Source organism: Streptomyces sp. NPDC086147 (assembly GCF_040702165.1).
GTDB lineage: Bacteria > Actinomycetota > Actinomycetes > Streptomycetales > Streptomycetaceae > Streptomyces.
Genome location: NZ_JBFBJO010000007.1, coordinates 121,955 through 146,214, shown reverse-complemented (window position 1 = coordinate 146,214; position 24,260 = coordinate 121,955). Strand labels below are relative to the sequence as shown.

23 protein-coding genes, 1 tRNA gene and 1 pseudogene are annotated in these 24,260 nt (G+C 73.6%); 13 read left to right on the top strand and 12 right to left on the bottom strand.

Annotated features, from left to right (window positions below; translation table 11 throughout):
* Nucleotides 1–96: 96 nt before the first annotated feature.
* Together AB0398_RS18010 and AB0398_RS18005 are read left to right on the top strand one after the other, a co-directional pair.
* The gene (locus AB0398_RS18010; protein ID WP_366376143.1) at nucleotides 97–1,458 is read left to right on the top strand and encodes a trehalose-6-phosphate synthase; all 1,362 of its coding nucleotides are present in this window, start codon (nucleotides 97–99) and stop codon (nucleotides 1,456–1,458) included.
* Nucleotides 1,459–1,461: 3 nt separating this feature from the next.
* Nucleotides 1,462–1,966: pseudogene (locus AB0398_RS18005) on the top strand (GNAT family N-acetyltransferase).
* A 12-nt stretch (nucleotides 1,967–1,978) separates the two neighbouring features.
* On the opposite strand, the gene AB0398_RS18000 reads toward AB0398_RS18005, so the two are convergent.
* The 6 genes from AB0398_RS18000 to AB0398_RS17975 all read right to left on the bottom strand — a co-directional run bounded on the left by AB0398_RS18000 (nucleotide 1,979) and on the right by AB0398_RS17975 (nucleotide 6,906).
* Nucleotides 1,979–2,362 (bottom strand): helix-turn-helix domain-containing protein, encoded by a 384-nt coding sequence (locus tag AB0398_RS18000; protein WP_366376141.1) that lies wholly within the window; start codon nucleotides 2,360–2,362, stop codon nucleotides 1,979–1,981.
* 621 nt (nucleotides 2,363–2,983) lie between these two features.
* On the bottom strand, nucleotides 2,984–4,243 hold the full coding sequence (locus tag AB0398_RS17995; protein ID WP_366376139.1) for a hypothetical protein: 1,260 nt from the start codon (nucleotides 4,241–4,243) through the stop codon (nucleotides 2,984–2,986).
* Nucleotides 4,244–4,298: 55 nt separating this feature from the next.
* Nucleotides 4,299–4,372, bottom strand: a tRNA-Arg gene (locus AB0398_RS17990).
* A 60-nt stretch (nucleotides 4,373–4,432) separates the two neighbouring features.
* Entirely contained in the window at nucleotides 4,433–5,275 is an 843-nt protein-coding gene (gene otsB, locus AB0398_RS17985) for a trehalose-phosphatase (protein ID WP_366376137.1), read from the bottom strand.
* 62 nt (nucleotides 5,276–5,337) lie between these two features.
* Nucleotides 5,338–5,610 (bottom strand): DUF3263 domain-containing protein, encoded by a 273-nt coding sequence (locus AB0398_RS17980; protein ID WP_366376135.1) that lies wholly within the window; start codon nucleotides 5,608–5,610, stop codon nucleotides 5,338–5,340.
* A 12-nt stretch (nucleotides 5,611–5,622) separates the two neighbouring features.
* Nucleotides 5,623–6,906: an extracellular solute-binding protein gene (locus AB0398_RS17975; RefSeq protein ID WP_366376132.1), complete on the bottom strand. Its 1,284-nt coding sequence runs from the start codon at nucleotides 6,904–6,906 to the stop codon at nucleotides 5,623–5,625.
* A gap of 254 nt (nucleotides 6,907–7,160) precedes the next feature.
* Here AB0398_RS17975 and AB0398_RS17970 point away from each other — a divergent pair, with 254 nt between their 5' ends.
* From AB0398_RS17970 to AB0398_RS17960, 3 genes are all read left to right on the top strand, one after another.
* A complete protein-coding gene (locus AB0398_RS17970; protein ID WP_366376130.1) occupies nucleotides 7,161–8,111 on the top strand; it encodes an ROK family protein in 951 nt (316 codons plus the stop codon).
* Nucleotides 8,111–9,265, top strand: a complete 1,155-nt coding sequence (gene nagA / locus AB0398_RS17965) for an N-acetylglucosamine-6-phosphate deacetylase (protein ID WP_366376128.1) — start codon at nucleotides 8,111–8,113, stop codon at nucleotides 9,263–9,265. The genes AB0398_RS17970 and nagA overlap by 1 nt, the downstream gene beginning before the upstream one ends.
* Nucleotides 9,266–9,387: 122 nt before the next feature.
* Nucleotides 9,388–10,308, top strand: coding sequence for a 1-phosphofructokinase family hexose kinase (locus AB0398_RS17960; RefSeq protein WP_366376126.1), 921 nt, complete (start codon nucleotides 9,388–9,390; stop codon nucleotides 10,306–10,308).
* Nucleotides 10,309–10,375: 67 nt separating this feature from the next.
* On the opposite strand, the gene AB0398_RS17955 is transcribed toward AB0398_RS17960, so the two are convergent.
* Both AB0398_RS17955 and cdgB read right to left on the bottom strand, forming a co-directional pair.
* Nucleotides 10,376–11,359: a carbohydrate-binding protein gene (locus AB0398_RS17955; RefSeq protein ID WP_366376125.1), complete on the bottom strand. Its 984-nt coding sequence runs from the start codon at nucleotides 11,357–11,359 to the stop codon at nucleotides 10,376–10,378.
* Between the two features lie 142 nt (nucleotides 11,360–11,501).
* A complete protein-coding gene (cdgB, locus tag AB0398_RS17950; protein WP_366376123.1) occupies nucleotides 11,502–13,169 on the bottom strand; it encodes a diguanylate cyclase CdgB in 1,668 nt (555 codons plus the stop codon).
* 275 nt (nucleotides 13,170–13,444) lie between these two features.
* On the opposite strand from cdgB, the gene AB0398_RS17945 reads away from it, so the two are divergent.
* Complete coding sequence (locus tag AB0398_RS17945) at nucleotides 13,445–14,014, top strand: flavin reductase family protein (RefSeq protein ID WP_366376121.1); 570 nt, start codon at nucleotides 13,445–13,447, stop codon at nucleotides 14,012–14,014.
* A 12-nt stretch (nucleotides 14,015–14,026) separates the two neighbouring features.
* Here the strand turns inward: AB0398_RS17945 and arfB are convergent, their stop codons facing one another.
* Nucleotides 14,027–14,464 (bottom strand): alternative ribosome rescue aminoacyl-tRNA hydrolase ArfB, encoded by a 438-nt coding sequence (gene arfB, locus AB0398_RS17940; RefSeq protein WP_366376120.1) that lies wholly within the window; start codon nucleotides 14,462–14,464, stop codon nucleotides 14,027–14,029.
* A 116-nt stretch (nucleotides 14,465–14,580) separates the two neighbouring features.
* Between arfB and AB0398_RS17935 the strand changes: the two genes are divergently transcribed.
* Together AB0398_RS17935 and AB0398_RS17930 are read left to right on the top strand one after the other, a co-directional pair.
* A complete protein-coding gene (locus AB0398_RS17935; RefSeq protein ID WP_030221799.1) occupies nucleotides 14,581–15,156 on the top strand; it encodes a TerD family protein in 576 nt (191 codons plus the stop codon).
* 272 nt (nucleotides 15,157–15,428) lie between these two features.
* Entirely contained in the window at nucleotides 15,429–15,917 is a 489-nt protein-coding gene (locus AB0398_RS17930) for a hypothetical protein (protein WP_366376118.1), read from the top strand.
* Between the two features lie 70 nt (nucleotides 15,918–15,987).
* Here the strand turns inward: AB0398_RS17930 and AB0398_RS17925 are convergent, their stop codons facing one another.
* Nucleotides 15,988–17,334 carry a M1 family metallopeptidase gene (locus AB0398_RS17925; RefSeq protein ID WP_366376425.1) on the bottom strand — a complete coding sequence of 449 codons (1,347 nt, stop codon included), beginning with the start codon at nucleotides 17,332–17,334 and terminating at the stop codon, nucleotides 15,988–15,990.
* 290 nt (nucleotides 17,335–17,624) lie between these two features.
* A complete protein-coding gene (locus AB0398_RS17920) occupies nucleotides 17,625–18,164 on the bottom strand; it encodes a heme-binding protein (protein WP_366376116.1) in 540 nt (179 codons plus the stop codon).
* 285 nt (nucleotides 18,165–18,449) lie between these two features.
* Between AB0398_RS17920 and AB0398_RS17915 the strand changes: the two genes are divergently transcribed.
* From AB0398_RS17915 to AB0398_RS17900, 4 genes are all read left to right on the top strand, one after another.
* Nucleotides 18,450–19,622 (top strand): sensor histidine kinase, encoded by a 1,173-nt coding sequence (locus AB0398_RS17915; protein WP_366376114.1) that lies wholly within the window; start codon nucleotides 18,450–18,452, stop codon nucleotides 19,620–19,622.
* A 49-nt stretch (nucleotides 19,623–19,671) separates the two neighbouring features.
* Entirely contained in the window at nucleotides 19,672–20,295 is a 624-nt protein-coding gene (locus tag AB0398_RS17910; RefSeq protein ID WP_366376112.1) for a response regulator transcription factor, read from the top strand.
* 117 nt (nucleotides 20,296–20,412) lie between these two features.
* On the top strand, nucleotides 20,413–21,624 hold the full coding sequence (locus AB0398_RS17905; RefSeq protein WP_366376111.1) for an FAD-dependent monooxygenase: 1,212 nt from the start codon (nucleotides 20,413–20,415) through the stop codon (nucleotides 21,622–21,624).
* Between the two features lie 63 nt (nucleotides 21,625–21,687).
* Entirely contained in the window at nucleotides 21,688–22,197 is a 510-nt protein-coding gene (locus AB0398_RS17900; protein WP_366376109.1) for a hypothetical protein, read from the top strand.
* Between the two features lie 24 nt (nucleotides 22,198–22,221).
* Here AB0398_RS17900 and AB0398_RS17895 read toward each other — a convergent pair whose 3' ends face one another.
* Nucleotides 22,222–22,908 (bottom strand): pentapeptide repeat-containing protein, encoded by a 687-nt coding sequence (locus tag AB0398_RS17895; protein ID WP_366376108.1) that lies wholly within the window; start codon nucleotides 22,906–22,908, stop codon nucleotides 22,222–22,224.
* A gap of 101 nt (nucleotides 22,909–23,009) precedes the next feature.
* Here AB0398_RS17895 and AB0398_RS17890 point away from each other — a divergent pair, with 101 nt between their 5' ends.
* Entirely contained in the window at nucleotides 23,010–24,173 is a 1,164-nt protein-coding gene (locus tag AB0398_RS17890) for an NAD(P)-binding protein (protein ID WP_366376106.1), read from the top strand.
* Nucleotides 24,174–24,260: the final 87 nt, after the last annotated feature.

Genomic DNA, 24,260 nt, shown 5'->3' with positions numbered 1-24,260 from the left:
CGAGGCCGCCGCCGCTCCCCGTGACCCTGGGTGGCCGGATCCCCCCGTCTTGTATACGTACGTTTGAGCGTTTACGGGACGGGCTAGGTTCGCCACATGGCTTCTGTGCTCGTGGCATCCAACCGGGGACCCGTCTCGTACGTACTGGGCGAGGACGGCTCGCTCGACGCCCGCAGGGGCGGCGGCGGCCTGGTCTCCGGCCTGAGCGCCGTCTCCTCGCAGGACAGCGTGTGGGTGTGCGCGGCCCTCGGCGAGGGCGACCGGGAGGCGGTCCGGCGCGGGGTCGGGGAGCCCGGCGTGCGGATGCTGGACATCGATCCGGACGTGTACGCGGACGCGTACAACGGCATCGCGAACTCGGTGCTGTGGTTCTTGCACCACCACCTGTACGACATCCCGCGCGAGCCCGTGTACGACGCGGAGTTCCGGCGCCGCTGGGAGTCGTACCGCGCCTACAACCGCGCCTTCGCGGAGGCGCTGGCCGGGGCGGCGGACGAGGGGGCGGCGGTCCTGGTGCAGGACTACCACCTGGCCCTGGTCCCCGGGCAGCTCCGCGAGCTCCGCCCGGACCTGCGGATCGCGCACTTCACCCACACCCCGTGGGCGTCCCCCGCGTACCTGCGGATGCTGCCGGACGACGTCCGCGAGGAGCTGCTGTGGGGCATGCTCGGCGCGGACGAGCTGGGCTTCCACACGTCGGCCTGGGCCGAGGCGTTCGCGGCCGGCGCGGACACGAAGGGCACCGGGACGCGCGTCGCGGTGTACCCGCTGGGCGTCGACGCCGAGGAGCTGCGGACGCTCGCGCACCGGCCGGCGGTGGACGAGCGGCTGGCGGAGCTGCGGGCCGAGGTCGGCGACCGGAAGACCATTGTCCGGGTGGACCGCACTGAGCTGTCGAAGAACATCCTGCGCGGCCTGCTGGCCTACCGCGAACTCCTGACCACCCGCCCGGAGTGGCGGGGCCGGGTGGTGCACCTGGCGTCGGCGTACCCCTCGCGCCAGGACCTGGAGGTCTACCGCTCGTACACGACCTCGGTGGCGGCCCTGGCGGAGGAGATCAACGCCGAGTTCGGCACGGAGGACTGGACGCCGGTCCTGGTCTCGGTGAAGGACGACTTCACCCGCTCCCTGGCGGCCTACCGCCTCGCGGACGTGGCCCTGGTGAACCCGGTCCGCGACGGCATGAACCTGGTGGCCAAGGAGATACCGGTGGTCTCGGAGGAGGGCTGCGCGCTGGTCCTCTCCCGGGAGGCGGGCGCGTACGAGGAACTGCGCGAGGACGCCCTCACGGTGAACCCGTACGACGTCTCGGAGACCGCCGAGGCCCTCCACACCGCCCTCACGATGCCCCACCCCGAACGCGCCGACCGCACGAAGCGCCTGGCGACGGCGGCGACGGCCCTGCCCCCGCAGCGCTGGTTCCTGAACCAGCTGGAGGCGCTCGGGAATCCCGTGTAGGGCCTGCGGCCCGGCGGAGAACCGAAAACGCGGAAGGCCCCGCGGACCTCACCGCCGCTGCTCCACCTGCCGAACTACGCGGTGCCGGTCTTCGCCGAGCGCCTGGAGCGCCGGCGGAGAGCCGGGCTTCGAAGCGGTGCTCGCGTTCGACGCCGAGGGACGACCGGTGGGCTACGCGTACGGCAACACGGTGGAGAGCGAGGACCGTTGGTGGCAGCGGATGGGCGACGTGGACCCCGCCTTCACCGGCGCCCCGGCCCTGGCCCTGAAGGAGATCGGCGTCACGGTCCCCCACCGGGGAACCGGACTGGCACGGCGCATCCACGACGAACTCCTCGCCGGCCGCGGCGAGGCGTACGTGTCCCTGATGGTCAACGCGTCGGCCGGTGACGGAAAGGTCCGGCGGGTCTACGAGTCCTGGGGGTACGAGGCGATCGGCACGAGCCGCCCGTCCCCGGAGTCGCCCGTGCTCACCGCGATGATCCGCCCGATCGGGGCGGAATCCTGACGAGGACCGGGTTCACTCATTCCCGTCGTCCCCGTTGTCGCCGCCGTCGATGACGGTCAGCCCGGCGCCCTTCCGCGTGTACGGGTCGGGGGCGTCGGCCGGAATGCTCTGGACGGCCCGGCCCTGGGCGGCTCCGTTGCCATTGAAGACGAAGTCGGGCCGGATGCGCCAGCTACGACCGTCGGGGTAGATGAACCCGGCTTCGGAGAGCTGCTTGAGGCCTCGCGAGACCGAGGACTGGGACATGCCGACCTGCTCCGCGAACTTCGCCTGGCTCTCCACCATGACCAAGCCGTGGTCCTTACGGTTCTGGATGGCGCACATCTTGTGGAACAGCTTGAAGGAGGCCGCGCTGAGGTCGGCGTCGGCGAGTGCCAGGTGTGCCGCGTATCCCATCGTGGTGAACCCTCCTCCTCTGAACCAGAGGCCCGCTGCGGTCGGGACCGACGAGAGGACGGTGAAGTCGGCCATCTCGCCCGTCGTCCGATTGACGGTCTCGATCCGGGTGACCTTCCGGGCCGCACGCACAGATTACCCCCACGGGTGAATAGAGGACGAGTAAGAACGCATCAACTCATTCATTCCTGACACGCTCCCATTCAGAACTGGGTAGAGCCTACCTCGTTTCATTCATCCATGGGTAGAATCACCCAAAAGTGAATGATCTTTCGAGTGTTCATGCAGGTCAGAGGCCCGCCCCGATCGCTCCGTCTTAAGTAGGCAAACGCACCCGCCGTACGGGAGCCCCTGCGGTACTCGCTCCGCTCCGTTCCTCGGGGGTGCCCCACCCTCGCCCCACGCTCCTGCGAGCCGTCGTGGGCCGAGGTCGTGGCATCGAGGAGAAGCGTGGCCGGGGCCGGTGGGTGGTCGCCGTGCACACGTGGCGGACGCCCGTCCGGCTCTCCCGCCGTCTGGGCGGGCTTTCGCGGGCCGAGGTCACGACGGGTTCCACGCGGCAGCCGCGGCAAGGGCCCCGCACCGCCACCCGGCAGCGGTTACGCGGGATGTCGAGCCGTCTCACCTCGACGGCCAGGGCCTGTTCCCCCGATCCGTATGCGGTGACCGGCCGGTGCCCGTCTGCCGCAGTCGCGCTCGGGCCGCGGCGTGTACTTCGGGCGTCTCCATCGGGTCGTCGCGCAGCAGGGCGACCCGGTCCAGGGTTTCGGGGTTCGCGGGTGCGGAGGCGATTCCCAGCAGTCGCGCCGTCTCCTCGCAGTCCCAGAGCGACTCGGTGTACGCGGAGTCCAGACCGTCGCCGTCGATGGCGGTGAGCGCCCGCAGGTACGCGGCGCGCTCGTAGGAGTGCGGGGTGTGCAGCCAGAAGCGCCACAGGTGGGGCACCGCGTCGGCGGCGTCGGGTCCGAACAGGGCCAGACGCCGTGCCGTCCGGTCCGGGCCGCACCAGGTCCGCGTCGCCCATTGCTCCGCGAGTTCTCTCACGAGTCCCGGCAGTTCCCCGGGCCCGGGGTGGTCGGCCAGGACGCCGGCTCCCAGCCGGGCGAGCCAGGGGTTCTCGTCTCGCGCCCAGTCGCGGGCCGCGGGTACGGCGGCGGTGCCGAGGCGCTCGACGGCCCGCCCGAGCCGGGGCAGGGGACGGCGGCCGTCCGAGGTGCCCAGCGAGGGGATGAGCGGAATCAGTTCTTCGGAGGGCTCCCGGCTGTTCAGCGCACGCAGCGCGTCGACTTTCGTGGCGTCCTCCGCGCGGGGATCGGCGAGCAGGGAGAAGAGGTCCACGGTCCTGAGCGCGCTCAGTGACGGCCGCGCCGGCGAAGGGCGGCTCCGCACTTCGATCCCGAACCTCGTCCACGGCTCGAAGAACCACGGAAGCTCCGGCTCTCCGCCGATTCGAGCGCGTGCGACGTCACCGAGGTCCTCCCACCACTCCACCGGCCAGCAGGCCGACACCGACTCCAGCACGCAGACCCAGTGATCGCCTGTGCGGACATACGCCCGGAGCCCCTCCCGGGCCTCTTCCGAGCCGGCCAGAGCCAGCAGCTCCAGGACCTCGCAAGCCCGCAGACAGGACTCCTCGTCCCCCGCCAGCCGCTCCACGACCGGCGCCGGGGACAGCTCCAGGTCCCGGATCAGCCGGGCCAGGTACGAGGACCGGTCGTCGGTCCCGTCCCACCGCCAGTCACGGCGAATCCCGTCGTACACGAATCCGGCGGCACCCTGCGGGTCCCGAAGCGCGCGCACCGCTCCCAGGCCACGCCCCCGTTGCAGCATGCCCTCGAGGAAGTCGGGGTGGGCGTACGTCATCTCGTACTCATCGCTCATCACCCGGAACCCTGCCCCACCCGGGCAGCGGCCCGCCAGGTGATATCGGGCGGAACGGGGCCGGCCGGATTCGAACCGGCGTCCTCCTACATGCGGTGGAGGCGCGACGACCACTGCGCTACGAGCCCCGTTCCGCCCGTGATCGTACGAGACTCCCGCGACCCGTCGCCTCCGTATGCGCGGACCCGGTCAGTCCCCCCGTACCGCCTCCGCCAAGGCCGTCAGGAAGTCGACCACGCCCGCCGGGCCCGGGACCGCGAGGTCGCCGCGGTCGGAGAGCTCCGGGACCTCGCCGGAGCCGCTGCAGACCAGGAGGCCGGGCGTGCCGTCGGAGCGGAGCTTCTCCACGGCGGCGAAGGCGGGCAGGTCGCCCAGGTCGTCGCCCGCGTAGAGCACGGACCCGGCGCCCGTCTCCCGTGCGTACGCGGCGAGCGCCACGCCCTTGTCCATGCCCGGGGGCCGCAGCTCCAGGACCATCCGGCCGGGCTCCAGGACGAGCCCGTGGTCGGCGGCCAGGTCGGCGAGGGGGCCCTTGAGCGCCTCGAAGGCGCCCTCCGGGTCGGTGGCCCTGCGGGTGTGGACCGCGACCGCGCGGCCCTTCTCCTCGATCCAGACGCCCTGCCACGCCCCGGCCCGGTCGAGGAAGCCGGGCAGCTCGGCGCGGACGGCGGCCACGCCCGGCGGGACGGGGGCGGCCCGGACCGTGCCGGTGGCGGCGTCCCAGCGTTCGGCGCCGTAGTGGCCGAGGACGACCAGGTGGTCCAGGCCGGGGACGCCGGCGAAGCCGCCGTAGCGGACGGCGACCCCGGCGGGCCGGCCGGTCACCACGGCGACGGAGGCGACCCGGGGCGCGAGGGCCGCGAGGGCGGTCACCGCGCCGGGGTGGGCGCGGGCCGACTCGGGGTCGGGCACGATGTCGGCGAGCGTGCCGTCGAAGTCGAGGGCGACGACGGTCTCCTCCGGCCGCGCGAGGATCGCGGCCAGGCCGTCACGGCCGGCGGACGTGGTCGGGTGCGGAAGGCTGTTGACCATGCTTCCGACCCTACCCACGGAGGGCCGCGCCTACCTTCTCCCGGCCTTCCCGCCGTCCGCGCTCACCTCCTGCGCTGGCGCTCCTCGCGCACCCGGCGCAGCCGGTTGACCGTCACCGGGTCGTGCGCCAGGGCGCGCGGGTCGTCGAGGAGCGCGTTGAGGAGCTGGTAGTAGCGGATCGGGGAGAGGCCGAGCCCCTCGCGGACGGCCCGCTCCTTGGCGCCGGGGCCCGGCCAGGAGCGGCGCTCGACGGCGAGGAGGGCCTGCTCCTGCTCGGTGAGGGCGGCGGGGCCCCCGCCGCCCTCACCCTGCGTCGCTTCCCGGTCCTCGCTCATAGGACCAACTTATTACTCGGCGGCCTCCGCCGCCGTCGCCACGCGTCCGATCGAGCCCAGGACCTCGGCGGGGCGCGCGTTCGGGACGACGGCCTTGCCGATGTTCTGCTTGACGTTCTCGCTGACCTTGGCCCACGAGGTCTTGCCGACCGGCGGGAGCTGCGCGTCGGGGAGGACCTTGAGGAAGACGTGCAGGTTGGCGTGCTCGGGGTCGGCCTCCATGCGGCCGGAGGCGGTGACGGTGACCGGCAGCAGGTCGTTGTCCCCGGCGAACTTCAGGACGTTGTCGTCGTTGAAGGCGAAGTTGAGGAAGTCGCCGATCTCCTTGCGGTGGCCGTTCTGCTTGAAGCCCATGATCCAGTCGGCGACGCCCATGGAGGTCCGGCTCGGGCCGTCGGGGCCGGGAAGCGGGACCTGTCCGACCTCGACGCCCTTCTTCGCGGCCTCCTTGAGGAGCGAGGGGTGGCCGTTGAGCATGCCGACCTCGCCGTTCGCGAAGGCGGTGAAGGCGGCCTTGCGGTCGAGCTTGCCGGGGGCGACGGGGCCGGTGAGGTCCTTGCCGACGAGGTTGGTGCGGAGCCACTCGAAGGTGCGCACGTTGGCCTCGGAGTCGACCGCGTAGTGGTCGGTGGCGTCGGTCCAGCCGCCCTCGCCCGCGAGCAGCCACATCATGGCCTCGGCCTGGGCCTCCTCGGGGCCCAGCGGCAGCGCGAAGGGGGTGCGGACGCCCTCCTTCTTGAGCTTCCCGGCGGCCTCGGCCAGCTCGTCCCAGGTGGTGGGCGGCTTGATGCCGGCCTTCGCGAAGAGGGCCTTGTTATAGAAGAGGGGGCGCGTGGAGGCGACGAACGGCAGGCCGTACTGGGTCTGCTTGTGCTCGCCCGCGGCGACGAGCCGGGGGAGGAAGTTGGCCTGGACGGGTATGGAGAGCAGGTCGTCGGCGGCGTAGAGCTGGCCGGCGGCCGCGTAGTCGGCGTAGGCGCCGATCTGCGCGATGTCGGGGGCCTCGCCCGCCTTGACCATCTCGGCGACCTTGCGGTCGACGTCGTCCCAGGACTCGACCTGGACCTGGACCTTGATCCCGGGGTGCTTCGCCTCGAAGGCGGTGGCGAGGTCGGTCCAGTACTTCTTGCTGGAGTCGCCGCCGGAGAGGTCGTACTCGGCGGCGACCAGCTTCAGGGTCACGTCGCCGGAGTCGCCGCCCAGGGATCCGCAGCCGGAGACCGTGGCGGTCAGTCCGAGGGCCGCGGCGGCCGCGGTCAGTCCAAGAAATCGTCGCCGCTCCACGGCTTCATCCACCTTTTGCTCGTCGTTGAGCTGCACTGAGCTGCACGTTTGCTCTCGTCAGGGCCGCAAGTCTGCCCCGCGCGCGCCCGTAAGGTCTACACCACTCGGATATCACTTCCGCAACACCCTTTCCGAAATGCCGCGGATCGGACGCCGGGGGAGGCGGCGGAACGGACCCCCGCGCCGGGAATCGAATTTGTATCCGTACGCAACAATCCTCAGCAGTGGACTAGACCTTTTGCCCCGCGGCGGCCAGACTATGCCCCGTGAAACACGTCATCGCCCTGGATGTGGGCGGCACCGGCATGAAGGCCGCCCTCGTCGGGGCGGACGGCACCCTGCTCCACGAGGCCCGCCGCGCCACCGGGCGCGACCGGGGTCCCGAGGCCGTGGTCGAGACGATCCTCGGCTTCGCGGCGGACCTCCGCCTCCTCGGCCAGGAGCGGTACGGAGAGCCCGCCGCGGCCGCCGGAGTCGCCGTCCCCGGAATCGTCGACGCCGAGAACGGCATCGCCGTCTACGCCGCCAACCTCGGCTGGCGCGACGTTCCCATGCGCGAACTCCTCAGCCGCCGCCTCGACGGCATCCCCGTCGCCCTCGGCCACGACGTGCGCACCGGCGGCCTCGCCGAAGGACGCATCGGCGCGGGCAACGGCGCCGACCGCTTCCTCTTCGTGCCCCTCGGCACCGGCATCGCCGGCGCCATCGGCATCGGCGACCGCATCGAGGCCGGCGCGCACGGCTACGCCGGCGAGATCGGCCACATCGTCGTCCGCCCCGGCGGCACCGCCTGCGGCTGCGGCCAGCGCGGCTGCCTGGAGCGCTACGCCTCCGCCTCCGCCGTCTCCCTCGCCTGGGCCGAGGCCGGCGGCGACCCGGAGGCCGACGCCGCCGACTGCGCCAAGGCCGTCGAGTCCGGCGACCCCACGGCCGTACGGATCTGGCAGGACGCCGTCGACGCCCTCGCGGACGGCCTGGTCACCGCGCTCACCCTCCTCGACCCCCGCACGCTCATCATCGGTGGCGGTCTCGCCGAAGCCGGGGAAACCTTGTTCACACCACTTCGGGCCGCGGTGGAGGAGCGAGTCACGTTCCAGAAGCTGCCCGCCATCGTCCCGGCGGCCCTCGGGGACACCGCCGGTTGCCTGGGCGCGGGCCTCCTCGCCTGGGACCTGCTCGCCGCCCAGCGCCCCACCGACTCGGAGGTTTCCGCCTGATGGCCGATCACAAGGTTCTCGCCGGCGCACACGTCGTGCTGCCCACCGGAATCGTCGAGAACGGACGCGTGATCGTCGACGGCGGCCGCATCGCGGGCAGCGCCCCGGAGGATGCCGAGCACATCGACCTGACCGGCCACTGGCTCGTCCCCGGCTTCGTGGACACGCACAACCACGGCGGCGGCGGCGCGTCCTTCACCTCCGGCACCGCCGAGGAGGTCCTCAAGGGCGTCCACACCCACCGCCTGCACGGCACCACCACCACCGTGGCCTCCCTCGTCACCGGCGAGATGGACTTCCTCACCGGGCGGGCCGGGCTCCTCTCCGAGCTGGCCGAGCAGGGCGAGATCGCCGGCATCCACTTCGAGGGCCCGTTCATCTCGCCCTGCCGCAAGGGCGCCCACGACGAGACGCTGCTGCGCTACCCGGACCCGGCCGAGGTCCGCAAGCTGGTCGACGCCGCCCACGGCCGGGCCAAGATGGTCACCCTCGCCACCGAGCTGCCCGGCGGCCTCGACTCCGTGCGCCTCCTCGCCGAGCACGGCGTGATCGCCGCCATCGGCCACACCGACGCCACGTACGAGCAGACCGTCGCCGCCATCGACGCGGGCGCCACCGTCGCCACCCACCTCTACAACGCGATGCCCGCCCTCGGCCACCGCGCCCCCGGCCCGATCGCCGCCCTCCTGGAGGACGAGCGGATCACCGTCGAGCTCATCAACGACGGCACCCACCTGCACCCCGCCGCCCTGGAGCTGGCCTTCCACCACGCGGGCCCCGGGCGCGTCGCCCTCATCACCGACGCCATGGACGCCGCCGGCTTCGGCGACGGCCGCTACATGCTCGGCCCTCTGGAGGTCGAGGTGAAGGACAGCGTCGCCCGGCTCGTCGAGGGCGGCTCCATCGCCGGCTCCACCCTCACCCTGGACCGCGCCTTCAAGCGCTCCGTCACCGTCGACGGCCTGCCCGTCGAGTCGGTCGTCCAGGCCATCTCCGCCAACCCGGCCCGCCTCCTCGGCGTGTACGACCGTGTCGGCTCCCTGGAGCCCGGCAAGGACGCCGACATCGTCGTCCTCGACGCCGACTTCAACCTGCGGGGCGTCATGCGCAAGGGTGCCTGGGTCGTCGAGCCGGCGGTCCCCGCGACCGTCTGATCAGGGGCCATGCGAAAGGGCGGCGGGCCGGGGTCTGGGCCTGCCGCCTTTCCTTTGGCATGATCAGGGGCCGTCGGAACGTACGTTCCAGCGGTCTTCACAGGGAGTACGGGGGTGGACAGGTGATCGTGACGGTCACCCTCAACACGGCGCTGGACCTGACCTACCGGGTCCCCGCCCTCACCCCGTACGCCTCCCACCGGGTCACCCAGGTGATCGAGCGCCCCGGCGGCAAGGGGCTCAACGTGGCCCGGGTCCTCGCCGCCCTCGGGTACGAGACCGTCGCCACCGGCTTCGCGGGCGGCGCCACCGGGGCCGTCCTGCGGGACGGGCTCGCGGCCACCCCGGTCCGGGACGAGCTGGTCGAGACCGCCGGGTCCACCCGCCGCACGGTCGCGGTCGTCGACGCCGCCGGCGGGGACACCACCCAGCTCAACGAGCCGGGACCGGCCGTCACCGCCGCCGAGTGGGACGCCTTCCGCGCCCGCTTCGCCGCGCTCCTCGACGGCGCCGCCGCCGTCGCCCTCTGCGGCAGCCTCCCGCCGGGCATCCACGTCGGCGCGTACGCGGAGCTCGTCCGGCTCGCCCGCGCCGCCGCCGTGCCCGTCCTCCTCGACACCAGCGGCGAGCCCCTGCGGCGGGGCATCGCCGCCCGCCCCGACCTGGTCAAGCCCAACGCGGACGAACTGGCCCGGCTCACCGGCGCCCGCGAACCCCGCCGGGCCACCCTCGACGCGCGCCGCCGGGGCGCCCACGCGGTGGTCTCCTCGCTCGGCCCCGAGGGCCTGCTCGCCGCGACCCCCGAGGGCCTGTGGCGCGCGGCCCCGCCGGCCCCCGTCCGGGGCAACCCGACGGGCGCGGGCGACTCGGCCGTCGCGGGCCTGCTCTCGGGCCTGGTCGACGGGATCCCCTGGCCGGACCGCCTGGTCCGCGCGGTCGCCCTCTCGGCGGCGACGGTCCTCTCGCCGGTGGCGGGGGAGTTCGACCGGACGGCGTACGAGGAACTGCTGACCCGGGTGAAGACGACGGAGGAGACCCCTTAGGGCCTCCTCCTCGAAAGAACTCAGGACCTCGGAAACTCAGGACCTCATGAGCTCATGACCTCGCGCGTCAGCGCTTTCCGGTCTGCCCGGCCTCCAGGTAGACCTGGTCCAGGATCGCGTCGCAGGAGTCGCCCGACTCGCAGGAGATCTTGAGCGAGTTCGAGCCCTTGTTGAGCTTCACGTAGGAGTAGGTGTAGGTCCACCCCTTCTCCCAGTCGCCCTCGGCGCCCTTCGCCCAGTTGTTCATCCGGATCTCGCGGGGCTTCTCGCCGTTGACCGTCAGCGAGGTCTTGGCGTCCTTGCCGGGCACGCTGTACACGATCCGGAGGGTGTAGTCCCCGGTGCTCGGCACGTCCACGGACCAGCTCGCGGAGCCGCCCTCGCCGTTGAAGACCACGTAGGAGCCGCCCGGGCCCTTCGCGCCCTTCACGGCCGTGTCGAGCTTCGCCGGGCCGCCGAGCTGGAGCGTGGCCGCGTCCTGCCTCGGCAGGTCGGTCGGGGTCGGCGCGGGCGAGCTGGGGTCGCCGCTCGGGGTCTCCGACGGCTGGGAGGACGCCGTCGGCGTGGGCGCGGTGCCGCCCGCCTTGTCGTCCGGGGTGTCCTTGTTCATGTTCGTGATCACCGCCGCCGCGATGCCGAGCACCACGACCGCGACGACCGCGACCGCGCCGATCAGCAGGCCCCGGGTGTTGGGTCCCCGGCCGGAGCCGCCGCGCTGCGGGGGCGGCGGGGTCTGGCGGGGCGGCTGCTGGCCGCCGTAGGTCTCGGGCGCGGCGTACTGCGCGTGCTGCTGCCCGTACGGCGTCTGCTGCTGCGGCGGCACGTACGCCTGCGCGTGCTGCTGGCCACCGCCGTACTGGCGGCGGTCGCCGACCGTTCTGACCTGGTTGTACGAGGTCCGGGGCACGCCCGGCTGCGCGGGGCCGGGACCGGGGTAGCCGTAGCCGCCGCCCTGCGGGGGCTGCGCGCCCGCCGCCCGTCCGTCCTCGTACAGGTAGCCGAACGGATCGTCGTCCTCGGGCTTGTTCGAGCCGTCGTTACCGGCAGCCATCCGGGTCATCCTCTCCATGCTCGCCAGCCGTCGCCGACCCGGCGAGCCTACCCCGAACGGACCATTCCCCGACTCGGACCCTTGACCTGCTACCCGTCGGCGTGCACGTCGGCCGGTGACCCATGACCGCCCGGCGCGTGCGTCAGCCGGCCCGGCGCTGGACCTTGGCGCGGGAGCGCTTCTCCACGTACATGCGCTGGTCGGCGGAGTTCAGGACCTCTTCCACGGTCATCCCGCACTCGGCCCAGCCGATGCCGAAACTGGCCCCGACGCGGACCGCGCGCCCGTCCACCCGGATAGGCGGGATGATCGCGTTGCGGAGGCGTACGGCCAGGTCGGCGGCGTCGGCCGCGCCGAGGCCGTCGGCGAGGACGACGAACTCGTCGCCGCCGAGCCGGGCGACGGTGTCCCCGTCCCGCACGCCGGTGGTGAGCCGCCGGGCCACCTCGATGAGGACGGCGTCGCCGGTGTGGTGCCCGAAGCGGTCGTTGATCGACTTGAAGCCGTCGAGGTCGCAGAAGAGGACCGCGAGCCCCTTGGTGCCGTCGTCGGTCTCGCCGCCCGAGGGGGCCACCATGTGGACGTGGTGGTCGTACGGCCCCGCGCCGCCCGCCGGCTCGAAGCCGAAGCCGTGCTCGTGTTCGTGCTCGTACGGCTCGTAGCCGGAGCCCGGTCCGGGCCCGTGGCCGTACCCGTAGCCGTCGCCGTACGCGCCGGGGGCGTCCGCCGGGCGCTCGCAGAGGCGCGCGGAGAGCCGGGAGCGCAGCTCGGCGCTGTTGGGCAGCCCGGTGAGGGCGTCGTGCGAGGCGCGGTGGGCGAGCTGGAGCTCGTGGCGCTTGCGCTCTTCGATGTCCTCGACGTGGGTGAGGAGGAAGCGGGGGCCGTCGGCGGTGTCGGCGACCACGGAGTTCCGCAGGGAGACCCAGACGTAGGTGCCGTCGCGGCGGGCGAGCCGCAGCTCGGCCCGGCCGCCCTCGGCGGAGGTCCGCAGCAGGGTGCCGATGTCCTCGGGGTGGACGAGGTCGGCGAAGGAGTAGCGGCGCATCACGGAGGCGGGGCGGCCGAGGAGCCGGCACAGGGCGTCGTTGGTGCGCAGGAGCCGGCCGTGCTGGTCGCCGCCCATCTCGGCGATGGCCATGCCGGAGGGGGCGTACTCGAAGGCCTGGCGGAAGGATTCCTCGCTGGCGCGCAGGGCCTGCTGCTCCCGTTCGAGCCGGACCAGGGCCCGCTGCATGTTGGAGCGGAGGCGGGCGTTGCTGATGGCGATGGCCGACTGCGAGGCGTACATCTGGAGCGCTTCTTGGCCCCAGGGGCCGGGGTGCCGCCCGTTGCGCGGGCGGTCGACGGATATGACGCCGAGGAGCTCGCGGCCGGAGCCGGAGGCGTACATCGGGGCGTAGAGCCGGTCGTGGGGGTGCCACTCGTCCTCGAAGCGGGGCGCGGGGCCGTCGGTGTGCCACTGGGGGACGTCGTCGTCCAGCAGGACCCAGCCCTCGGTGTGCGGTATGAACCGCAGGTCGCCCCAGGCGACGCCCATGGAGAGGCGGCGCTCCCAGGCCGCGCGGGAGCCGACCCGGCCGGTGATCAGGGCCTCGGCGGCGGAGCTTCCGGCGAAGGCGGCGACGACGAGGTCACCGTCGGGGCGCACCAGGTTGACGCAGGCGAGTTCGTAGTTGAGACCGGCGACCACGCCGTCCGCGACGGTCTGCAGGGTGTCCGCCAGGCTGCGGGCGGTGTTGAGGTCCGTCACGACCTGATGCAGCTGCCGCAGGGTCGAGAGACGGACGTACGGCTCCGACTCGGTCTCCATCGCTCGCTCTCCCCGAGACCTCGACAGCAACTCCAGGGTTCTGATCGGCTTCCTGTTGCACAATCGCGTTTCCATATGGACTGTGATTGCCACTGAATCACAGTGAGCTGCGCAGCCGGTACACAGGGTCAGCAAATACTGCCTGCTGTGACTCAAGTCACAGCAGGTCATGGCGGGTCGGCCGGGTTCCGGGGCGGGTCCTAGGACCGACGGGGGCGGAAGCCTGGTCCCCGCGCCCGATGCGGCCCGGGGGAAGCCGTCCTAGCGTCGGGAGGGTGCTGCAGAAGACCGCCTCCCCGCCCCCCGTGACCGACCTGGCGATCCCCCATGCTGAAGGGGTGAGCAACGAAGAGTTCCGGGCGGCCATGTCCCGCCTCGCGTCGGGCGTGGTCCTGGTGACCGCGCACGACCCCGACGACGGTCCGCGCGGCGAGGACGTCGGCATGACGGCCACCGCCTTCACGTCGGTCTCCCTCGACCCGCCGCTGGTCCTGATCAGCCTCCGCAACGGCTCCCGCATGGACGACCTGCTCACCGACGTCCCCGTCTGGGCGGTCTCGGTCCTCTCCGAGAACCAGCGGCACGTCGCCGGGCGCTTCTCGATGAAGAACCGCGTCAGCGACCGGCTGCTCTTCGCCGACCTGCCGTACACGCGCGGCGACGCGAGCGGCGCCCCGCTCATGGGCGGCGCGCTCGCGGTCCTGGAGTGCCGCACCGAGAACCGGGTCGTGGCCGGCGACCACACGCTCGTGGTGGGCCGGGTCCTGACGGCGGGGGCGTCCCCGGCGGACGGCAGCGGGCCCCTGACGTACTTCCAGGGGAAGTACCGGCAGCTGGGCCGATAGCCCGCCGCCGGTTCAGCCCCAGTCGCGGGACTGCCGGGTGCGCTTGGTCTCCGAGCGCTGCTTCTTCTCCCGCAGCCGCCGCTCGTTGATGCCGCGCGGGATCTTCGTCGGCCGGCGGGGCTTGGGCGGCGGGGCCGTCGCCTCGGCGAGGAGCGCGGCCAGGCGGACCGCCGCCGTCTCGCGGTTGCGCCACTGCGAGCGGTGCTCCGAGGCCCGTACGGTCACGACGCCGTCGACCAGGCGGGAGGCGAGCCGCTCCAGGGCGCGGGCCTTCCACACCTCGGGGAGCGCGTCGGTGGCCGCGAGGTCGAAGCGGAGCTCGACCCGCGAGTCGCTGGTGTTGACGTGCTGTCCGCCCGGGCCCGACGAACGCGAGAAACGCCACTGGAGCTCGGCCTCGGGGAGCGAGACGGAGCCGCGGATGGGATACGGACCGGACATGCCCTCCATGTTCCCCGCACTGGGCCGTCGGAGTCATCCTGATTTCCGTCCGGGACGGAACGGGAACCGTCGGAAGGCCGTGCGCGTTTCTCCAGGCGACGACACCACGATGAAAGGGACTTTCCATGGCTGTGAGCCTGTCCAAGGGCGGCAACGTCTCCCTGACCAAGGAGGCCCCGGGCCTCGCCGCCGTCACCGTGGGCCTCGGCTGGGACGTCCGCACCACCACCGGCACCGACTTCGACCTCGACGCCTCCGCGATCGGCGTGGACGCCGCCGGGAAGGTCGCCTCCGACGCCCACTTCGTCTTCTTCAACAACAAGTCGACGCCGGACCAGACCATCGTCCACACCGGTGACAACCGCACCGGCGAGGGCGGCGGCGACGACGAGCAGATCAACGTCAACCTCGCGGCCCTCCCGCCGAACGTCGACAAGATCGTCTTCCCGGTCTCCATCTACGACGCGGTCTCCCGCTCGCAGAACTTCGGCCAGGTCCGCAACGCGTACATCCGCATCGTGAACCAGGCCGGCGGCGCCGAGCTCGCCCGCTACGACCTCTCCGAGGACGCGGCCACCGAGACGGCCATGGTCTTCGGCGAGCTGTACCGCAACGGCGCCGAGTGGAAGTTCCGCGCCGTCGGCCAGGGTTACGCCTCGGGCCTGGAGGGCATCGCCCGCGACTTCGGCGTCAACCTCTGACGTCCGGCCGGCCCGTGGGCCGGCACTCCGACGCCGGTCTCCGGAACCACGCCCGTGGTTCCGGAGACCGGCGTCGTTTCGTTTTGAACAAGCTTCCCGCAAACCCTCCCGGAGGAGACGGTTTCTCCTCTAACGTGCGCTTCTTCGATCAGATGAACGACCCTGTGGGGGGCTCGATGTACGACACCGGCGAAGACGGCAGAGAATCCGGAGTCCGGGGCGGAGACGGAAGCGGACGGCGGCGCGGGCGGGGGTCCCGGGCGGCCCGGCTGGTGCGGCAGACGCTGACGGGCCTGGCGCTCGTCGGCGTCACCGTCGCCTGCGGGCCCGTCGCGGCCGACGAGTCCCCCGCCACCCCGGCCCCGGTCTCCACCTCGGCGACCCCGACGCCGACCCCGACCCCGACGCCCACGCCGAGCCCGTCGACCGCGGAGCCCACGCCCACCGCCACGGCCACGACTCCCGCGCCCACCACCGCGGCGCCCGCGCCGCCGAAGGCGAAGCCCACGACCCCGCCCCCGGCGACGGCGAAGGCGACCCGGGCCCCGAAGCCCACCACGCAGGCGCCCGCGCCGAAGCGCACGACCGCGGCCCCGACGGCGGCGGCCGAGGCCACCTGCGAGATCGTCTCCAACGCCGGAAACTGCTACAACGCCGGCCAGTTCTGCCGGAAGGCCGACCTGGGCAGGTCCACGCACGCGGCCAACCGCCGCATGATCCACTGCGTCATGGACGGCGACCGGGCCCGCTGGAAGTACTGAACCGTGCCCGGGGCGAAGGGGCCCGCCGGTGTCTCCGGCGGGCCCCTTCGCCCTGTCCGCGCGAGGCTCCTCAAGGCCGTTCCGGCCGCCCGTCCCCGTACAGCCACACGTCCCACAGCCCGTCGAGGTCCTTCCCCGCCACCTCCTCCGCGTAGGCGGTGAAGTCGGCGGTGGAGGCGTTGGCGTGGCGGTACTTCTCCGGCCAGCCGCGCAGGATCGCGTCGAAGGCCCCGTCCCCGACCGTCTCGCGCAGCTTGTGCAGGACCATCGCGCCGCGCTGGTAGACGGGCGGGTCGAAGAGGTTCGCCGCGCCGGGCGGAGCGGCGGGCGGGAAGGCCCAGTTGGCCTTCTGCGCGAAGGCCCGCTCGAAGGCGGTGCGGGCCGGGACGCCCTCGTGCTCCTCCGCGTACAGCCACTCCGCGTACGTCGCGAAGCCCTCGTTCAGCCACAGGTCCCGCCAGGTCGCGGGGGACACCGAGTTGCCGAACCACTGGTGGGCCAGCTCGTGGACGAGGGTCGTCCGGTCGAAGGAGGAGGCCGGGAAGACGGGCCGGGTCTGGGTCTCCAGGGCGTAGCCGAGGGTCCCGTCCTCCGTGACGACCGCCCCGGCGGCCGAGAAGGGGTACGGGCCGAAGCGCCGCACCTGCCGGGCGAGGAGCGCCGGGATCTCGGCCCGCAGCGCGGCGCTCTCCGCCGCGGCCTCCGGCTCGGCGGCGGTCAGCACGGGCACGGTGCCGAGGGCGGTCGCCGTCCCCGTCTCGTACCGCCCGATCATGACCGTCGCGAGGTAGCTCGCCATCGGCTCGGGCGTGTGCCAGACGGTGGTGACGCGCCCGTCCGCCTCCGTCCGCCGCTCGGTCCTGACGCCGTTGGAGAAGGCGTCGGTCCCGGCGGGAACGGTGAGGGAGACGTCGTACGCGGCCTTGTCGGAGGGGTGGTGGTTGCCGGGGAACCAGGTCGCGGAGCCGGCCGGTTCGCCGACCGCGACGACCCCGCCGTCCCCGTCGCGCAGCCAGCCCTCCTCGGAGCCGTCCGCGTCCGTGATCGGCTCGGGCACGCCCGCGTACGCGACGGTGGCGCGGAACTCGGCGCCCTTCGGGATCTCCTCGCGCGGGCGGAGCGTCAGCTCGTTCCCGGCCCGGTTGTGCGCGGCGGGCGCGCCGTCCACGCGCGCGGCGCCGACCGCGAGCCCGGACAGGTCGAGGTTGAAGGCGCTGAGGTCCTGGGTGGCGCGGGCGGTGATCTCGGCGGTGCCGTCGAGCCGCCCGGTGGCCGGGTCGTAGGCGAGGGAGAGGGCGTAGTGCCGCACGTCGTAGCCGCCGTTCCCGAGCTTCGGGAAGTACGGGTCGCGGAGCCCGGCGGCCCCGGGAGCGCCCCGGACCCCGCCGGTGGCACCGGTGCAGCCGCCCGCGAGCACCGCGAGGACGGCGAGGAGGGCGGCGGCGGTCCGGGTCCGACGGGTCTGCGGCCGGGGCCGGGTCCGGTGGAGGTGCTTCACGGACCGATCGTAAGCAGCGGAGCCGGGGAAAGGCCGTGGCGCCCGGCGGGGGGTCCGGGCGCCACGGCCGTTCGAGGGGCCGGTCGGGGCTTGGCGGCCGGGGGTCGCCTTGTCCGGCCGGGAGGCGTGCCGGCCCGGGGATTCGCCTTACCGGCCGAGGGGGCGTCTTACCGGCCGAGGGGGTGCCTTACCGGCCGGGGGGAGGCGTCTTACCGGCCGAGGGAGGCGACGCCGGCCTGGGCGAACTTCTCGTCGAGGTCGCCGGAGGGGGCGCCGGCGACGCCGATGCCGGCGACGGGCGCGCCCTTGGCGGTGACGGGGGCGCCGCCGGCCAGGAAGAGGGTGTTCGGGATGTCCTTGAGCGTGGGGGCGTTGGTCAGGCGCTTGGCGAGCTCGGAGGTCGGGGCGTTCCAGGAGACGGCGGTGTACGCCTTCTTCACGGCCGACTCGTAGGACTGCGGGCCGGCGCCGTCGCCGCGCAGGGTGACGACGGTGTTGCCGTTGCGGTCGACGACCGCGACCGAGACGCGCTGGTTCTCCTTCTCGGCGGCCTTCAGGGTCGCCTGCGCGGCCTTCGTCGCCGCCTCGATCGTCAGGTGCGTCGACTGCTGGAGGTTGCCGTTGGAGGCGTCGGCGCGGACGGCGGCGGGAGCGGCGGCGGCCGGGGCGGAGGCGTTCGCGGAGACGACGCCGAAGGTGCCGGCGGCGATGACGGCGGCGGCGGTGGCACCGAAGAGGATCTTCTTCATGGGGAACTCCGTGGGATCGGGGGGAGGGCGCGGGGCCGTCGGGCTGGGGCCTTGGGGCCGTGGGCCGAGCGATCCGTTCGTCCGTCTCGCTCTGTCATCCATCCTGTGGCCGCTCCCGGGCCCTCCCGGTCCACGGTCCGGCTGCCCTCCGGGCGCGCACCGGTGGACGCCCGGGTCAGCCGATCGGCTGATGCCGGACTGGTCCCGTCGGGCCAGGATGAAGGGGTGTGCGCAGGTGGGACCGTCACCGGGCGGGACCGTTACGGAGAGCGGAAGGGCCGGGACATGGAGGAGGGCACGGAGCGGGACCCGGACGCCCGCCGGCTGGCGCGGATCATGCACACCGCGTTCTTCCTCCTGCTCGGCGCCTCGCTCGCCCGCTTCCTGCTGCGGCACGACTGGGAGACCCGCAGCCCCTGGATCATCGCCCTCACCGGCGCCCTCGCCTCCCTCTACCTCCTCGGCCCCGTCCTCGGCACCCGCGCCACCCCGCGCCGCATCGCCTGGCTGGGCACGGTCGTGGCCGTCTGGGTCGTCCTCGTCGTCCTCGCGCCCAGCTTCGCCTGGTGCGCGGTGCCGCTCTTCTACACGGGCCTGCGCACCCTCCCGGCGCGCGCCGCGCTCGGCCTGGTCGCCCTGCTCACCGCCTTCGTGGTCTTCGCGCAGGTCCAGCTCTCGCACGGCGGCTGGGACCCGAACCTGATCGTCGCCCCGCCGGCCGTCGCCGCCCTGGCCACCGGGGTGTTCGTGTACTCCGACCGGCAGGCGGCGCGCCAGCGGGCCCTGATCGACGACCTGATCCGCACCCGCCGTGAGCTCGCCGCGATCGAGCGCCGCGAGGGGACCCTCGCCGAGCGGCAGCGGCTCTCCATGGAGATCCACGACACCCTGGCGCAGGGCCTGTCCAGCCAGCAGATGCTGCTCCAGGCGGCGGACCGCACCTGGGACGGCGACCCGGAGACCGCCCGCCGGCACGTCCGTACCGCCGAGTCCATCGCCGAGCGCAACCTCGCGGAGGCCCGCCGCTTCGTCCACGACCTCGCACCGGCCGACCTGGCCGGGGGCGGCGGCCTGGAGGAGGCGCTGCGGGACCTGGCCGCGCGCGAGTCGGCGGCGTTCCGGGTCGACGGACCGCCGGCGCCGCTGCCCGACCGGGCGCAGTCGGCGCTGCTGCGGATCGCGCAGGGCGCCCTGGCGAACATCCGCGAGCACGCGGGCGCGGAGTCGGCCGCCGTGACCCTGACGTACCTCGACGACCAGGTGGTCCTGGACGTCGCCGACGACGGGCGCGGCTTCGACCCGGCGGAGCGGCCGGGCGGGGTGCGCGGCCACGGGCTGCCCGCGATGCGGGTGCGGGCCGAACAGCTCGGTGGCACCCTGACCGTCGAGTCCGTCCCGGGCGAGGGCACGGTGCTCTCGGCCGCGCTCCCGCTCTCGCCGCCCTCCCCGGAGCCGTGATGCCCGCTCCCCCGCCGAACCCGCCGGTCCCGCCCTCCCTGGAGTCGTGATGTCCTCCGTACGAATCCTGCTCTGCGACGACCACGCGGTGGTCCGCGCCGGGCTGCTCGCCCTCCTCGGCAGCACCCCCGACATCGACGTCGTGGGCGAGGCCGGCAGCGGCGAGGAGGCCGTCGCAATGGCGGCGAAGCTGAAGCCGGACGTCGTCCTCATGGACCTCCAGCTCGGGGCCGGCATCGACGGCGTGGAGGCGACCCGCCGGATCGCGCCGACCGGCGTCCACGTCCTCGTCCTCACCACGTACGACACGGACGCCGACATCACGCGGGCGATCGAGGCGGGCGCCACCGGCTACCTCCTGAAGGCCGAACGGCCGGAGGAGCTGTTCGCGGCGATCCACGCCGCCGCGCAGGGCCGCACGGCCCTCTCGCCGCCGGTCGCCAGCCGGGTCATGGACCGGATGCGGGGCGCGGCGGCCCCGAGCCTCACCGACCGGGAGCGGGACATCCTCGGGCAGCTCGGGCGCGGGCTCGGCAACCGGGAGATCGCGCGGGCCCTGTTCATCAGCGAGGCGACGGTGAAGACCCACCTGGGCCGGATCTACGCCAAGCTCGGCGTGGACACGCGGGCGGGCGCGGTGGCGGTGGCGAAGGAGCGGCGACTGCTGCCGTAGGACCGGAACCGCTCCCGCGCGCCGTTCCGGGGAAGGCCCGGCGTCCCCCCCCTCCACTGCTACCGTGCGTTACTTCCCGACCGCACGGTGTCATGACCCAGTCCCAGTGGAGCGCACGTGAAGCTCGCGATCGTCGGCGGCGGTCCCGCCGGCCTCTACCTCTCGGTCCTGCTGAAGCGGCGGGACCCGTCGCACGAGATCACGGTGTACGAGCGGAACCCGGAGGGCTCGACGTACGGCTGGGGCGTCACGTACTGGGCCGGGCTCCTCGGCAGGCTGCGCGCGGGCGACCCGGAGTCCGCGCGGGCCGTCGCGGACGCCTCCGTGACCTGGACCGACGGGGTCGCGATCGTCCGTGACGAGCGGACCGTCCACCGGGGCGACGCGGGCTTCGGCATCGGGCGCCGGCGGATGCTGGCGCTGCTCGCGGACCGCGCCCGCGAGCTGGGCGTGCGGATCGCGTACGAGCACGGCGTGAGCGGCCCGGACGCGCCCGAACTCGCCGACGCGGACCTGGTCGTCGCCGCCGACGGGGTGAACAGCGCGCTCCGCGAGGCGTACGCGGACCACTTCGGCAGCGAGGTCACGAGCGGCCGGAACCGGTACGTCTGGCTCGGCACCACCAAGGTCTTCGACTCGTTCAGCTTCGCCTTCAAGGAGACGGAGCACGGCTGGATCTGGTGCTACGCCTACGGGTTCAGCGGCGAGCGCTCCACCTGCGTCGTCGAGTGCTCCCCGGAGACCTGGACCGGCCTGGGCCTCGACGCGCTCGGCGAGGCCGACAGCCTGAACCTCCTGGAGAAGCTCTTCCACGACCTGCTCGACGGGCACGAGCTGATCGGCCGGGACCGGGCCGGGGAGCCCGCCCAGTGGCTCGCCTTCCGCACCCTCACCAACCGCGTCTGGCACCGGGGCAACCTGGTCCTCCTCGGCGACGCCGCCCACACCACGCACTACTCGATCGGCGCGGGCACCACCCTGGCCCTGGAGGACGCGCTCGCCCTCGCGGACGCCCTGGACGCCCCCGGCCGGGACCTCGACACGGCCCTGACCCTGTACGGGAAGCGGCGCCGCGCCGAACTCGTCTCGGCCCAGAGCGCCGCCCGCTACAGCGCCCGCTGGTACGAGAACCTCCCCCGCTACATGCGCCTGGAGCCGGCCCGCATGTTCGCCCTCCTCGGCCAGCGCCACTCCCCCCTCCTCCCGCACGTCCCGCCCCAGCTCTACTACCGCCTCGACCGCGCCGCCGGCAGCCTGGAACCCCTCCGCCGCCTCAAGCGCTGGCTGGGACCCCGGGTGGCGAGGGCGGTGCACGGGCGCGGGCGCTGAGCCCGGACGCGTGCGGACCGGGCCCGGAGCCACGGGGTCCGGGACCGTGACACCATCGGTCCCGTGCTCGACATCGGCTACTCCCTCTCGCGTCGCTTCCCCGACCCCCCGCAGACCGACTACCGCCGCGCGGACGTCCACGCGCTGCGGCACGACCTGTTCTGCGGGGACGTGTACCTCGCGGACACGAAGACGGACCGGGAGGTGTCCACGGCCTGGGGGTGGGTGCCGGTGCTGGACTTCGCGTGGGCGCTCTGCGACATCGTCGAGCAGCTCGACCGGGACCCACGCGGGAGCCGGGCCGCGCAGCCGCAGTACGCGGAGCTCGACTTCACCGAGTCCACGGACCGGATGCTGTTCGAGCGCCGCTTCGGCTGGGTGGACGTCGAGGCCGACTGGATGCCGGGCGACGAGCCGCCGGTGACCTTCGACCACGCCGAACTGCGCCGCGAGGCCCGCGACTTCCTGCACGACCTGATCGCGGACCTCACCGACATGCACGAGGGCCTCGCCGACAACCCGGCCGTCTGGTCCCTCCAGGCCCGCTTCCCCCGCATGCCGGCCAAGGCCTAGACCGCCCGTCCTTCGACACACGCCCTATCCCTCCACCCGCACCCCCAGCTGCGCCGCGAGCACCGGTGCCAGGTCGAAGAGCTGGGGCGTCGAGATCACGGCCCCCGCCAGGGAGTCCACCCCGCGCGCGATCTCCAGGCGCCGGGCGCCCCTCAGGTCCACGTCCCGCAGCCGCGCGCCCGAGAAGTCGGCCCCGGTCAGGGCGCAGTCCACGAACTCGACCCGTTCGAGGACCGCGCCCCCGAAGTCCGGCTCGCTCAGCACGCACCCGTCGAAGACGACGTCCTTCAGCTTCGCCGACCGCAGGTTCAGGTAGTCGATCTTCCCGCCCCGCACCACGACCCGCTCCAGGACGGCGCCGTGCAGCTGCGTCCCGCCGAGCCGCGCCTCCACCACCTCCGCGTCCCGCAGCTGCGCCCCCGCCAGGTCCGTCCCCACGCCCCGCACCCCGCTCAGCAGCGAGTCGAGGAAGCGCGCGTTCGTCAGCCGCGTCCCGTCGAGGGCGCACTCCCGCAGCGCGCAGTCCAGGAACCGGGCCCCCTCCCCCGACTGCCCGGCCAGGTCGAGCCCGGACAGCTCCAGGCCGTCGTAGTCCCCGTCCGGCTCCAGACCGCCCCCGTACGGCTCCAGGGGCGGCAGCCGCAGCTCCGGCCGCCGCGCACCCGGCACCTTCCTCTTCCCCGTCGTCGCCCTCGTACCGTCGTTCGCCATCCCCCCATGGTGAGGTACGCCACCGACAACGCCCCCGTGTCACGAACGCCGCCCCCTGGCCCGTCCCCCTCGTAGGACCGACACTGGAACGGGAGAGCGACATGCGGAAACTCACGATCGTCGGCGGCGGCTTCGCCGGACTGACCGCGGCCGTCACCGCCGCCGAGGCCGGCACCGCCGTGACCCTGTACGAGGCCCACGAGGACCTCGGCGGACGGGCGCGCACCGCGAAGGGCCCGTACCGCACGAACGACGGCCCGCACGTGTTCTACGCCGGCGGCCCGCACTGGACCTGGCTGAAGCAGCGCAGCTTCGTCCGCCCGCTCGCGCCGCTGCCGCCCGCCGAGGTCCTCCGGCTGCGCTTCCACCGCGACGGCGCCCTCCGCCGCACCCCGCCGCCCGGCCTGCTGCGCCTGTCCCTGCGGGCCGCCCGCAAGGCCCCCGTCGACGTCGACTTCCGCACCTGGGCCACCGGGCTCGCGGGCGAGCGGACCGCCCGCGCCGCCGCCGCGTACAGCGGGGTCGCGCTCTTCCACCACGACCCGGGGTCGCTCTCCGCCCGCTTCGTGCAGGAACGGCTGCACCGGTCCGCCGCCCTGCCGCCCGAGGCGCACTACGTCCGGGGCGGCTGGGGCGAGCTGATCGGGCGGATGGCGGCCCGGGCCCGGGAGCTCGGCGTACGGATCGAGACCTCGTCCCGGATCGACGCGCTGCCGGCGGGCGGGGGCCCGGTGATCGTCGCCACCGCCCTGCCCGCCGCCGCCCGGCTCCTCGGCGACCCGTCGCTGACCTGGGAGAGCGGCCGTACGGTCCTGGTCGACCTGGCGCTGCGGGCCCGGAAGGGGGACCCGTTCGTCGTCTCCGACCTGGACGCGCCCGGCTGGATCGAGCGGTTCACCGGGCCGGACCCCTCGCTGGCCCCGGCCGGGCAGCAGCTCCTCCAGGCCCAGCTGCCCGTCGGCCCGGACGCGTCGAAGGCCGACGGGACCGCCCACGCGGAACGGCTCCTCGACCTCGGCTTCCCCGGCTGGCGCGAGCGGACGGTGTGGCGGCGCGAGTCGCTGGCCCAGGGACGCACGGGGGCGGTGGACCGCCCCGGCACCACCTGGCGCGACCGACCGGCCGTCGACCGGGGCGACGGGGTGTACCTGGTGGGCGACCAGGTCGCGGCGCCGGGCGTCCTGTCGGAGGTGTCGTTCACGAGCGCGGTCGAGGCGGTGTCGCTGGCGCTGCGCGCGGAGCGGCTGGTGCGCCCGGCACGGTGATCCGCGGAGTCCACGGTCCCCCTTGACCTCAAGCGCGCTTGAGGTCGGAGGCTTTCCCCGTCACGCCACTTCGTGATCCGTACGACC

What these genes read in the sequence shown, in the direction of transcription:
- AB0398_RS18010 (WP_366376143.1), top strand. Translation starts at nt 97, where the DNA reads ATGGCTTCTGTGCTCGTGGCATCCAACCGGGGACCCGTCTCGTACGTA.
- AB0398_RS18000 (WP_366376141.1), bottom strand. Translation starts at nt 2,362, where the DNA reads ATGGGATACGCGGCACACCTGGCACTCGCCGACGCCGACCTCAGCGCG.
- AB0398_RS17995 (WP_366376139.1), bottom strand. Translation starts at nt 4,243, where the DNA reads ATGAGCGATGAGTACGAGATGACGTACGCCCACCCCGACTTCCTCGAG.
- otsB (WP_366376137.1), bottom strand. Translation starts at nt 5,275, where the DNA reads ATGGTCAACAGCCTTCCGCACCCGACCACGTCCGCCGGCCGTGACGGC.
- AB0398_RS17980 (WP_366376135.1), bottom strand. Translation starts at nt 5,610, where the DNA reads ATGAGCGAGGACCGGGAAGCGACGCAGGGTGAGGGCGGCGGGGGCCCC.
- nagA (WP_366376128.1), top strand. Translation starts at nt 8,111, where the DNA reads ATGGCCGATCACAAGGTTCTCGCCGGCGCACACGTCGTGCTGCCCACC.
- AB0398_RS17955 (WP_366376125.1), bottom strand. Translation starts at nt 11,359, where the DNA reads ATGGCTGCCGGTAACGACGGCTCGAACAAGCCCGAGGACGACGATCCG.
- cdgB (WP_366376123.1), bottom strand. Translation starts at nt 13,169, where the DNA reads ATGGAGACCGAGTCGGAGCCGTACGTCCGTCTCTCGACCCTGCGGCAG.
- arfB (WP_366376120.1), bottom strand. Translation starts at nt 14,464, where the DNA reads ATGGAGGGCATGTCCGGTCCGTATCCCATCCGCGGCTCCGTCTCGCTC.
- AB0398_RS17935 (WP_030221799.1), top strand. Translation starts at nt 14,581, where the DNA reads ATGGCTGTGAGCCTGTCCAAGGGCGGCAACGTCTCCCTGACCAAGGAG.
- AB0398_RS17920 (WP_366376116.1), bottom strand. Translation starts at nt 18,164, where the DNA reads ATGAAGAAGATCCTCTTCGGTGCCACCGCCGCCGCCGTCATCGCCGCC.
- AB0398_RS17915 (WP_366376114.1), top strand. Translation starts at nt 18,450, where the DNA reads ATGGAGGAGGGCACGGAGCGGGACCCGGACGCCCGCCGGCTGGCGCGG.
- AB0398_RS17910 (WP_366376112.1), top strand. Translation starts at nt 19,672, where the DNA reads ATGTCCTCCGTACGAATCCTGCTCTGCGACGACCACGCGGTGGTCCGC.
- AB0398_RS17895 (WP_366376108.1), bottom strand. Translation starts at nt 22,908, where the DNA reads ATGGCGAACGACGGTACGAGGGCGACGACGGGGAAGAGGAAGGTGCCG.
- AB0398_RS17890 (WP_366376106.1), top strand. Translation starts at nt 23,010, where the DNA reads ATGCGGAAACTCACGATCGTCGGCGGCGGCTTCGCCGGACTGACCGCG.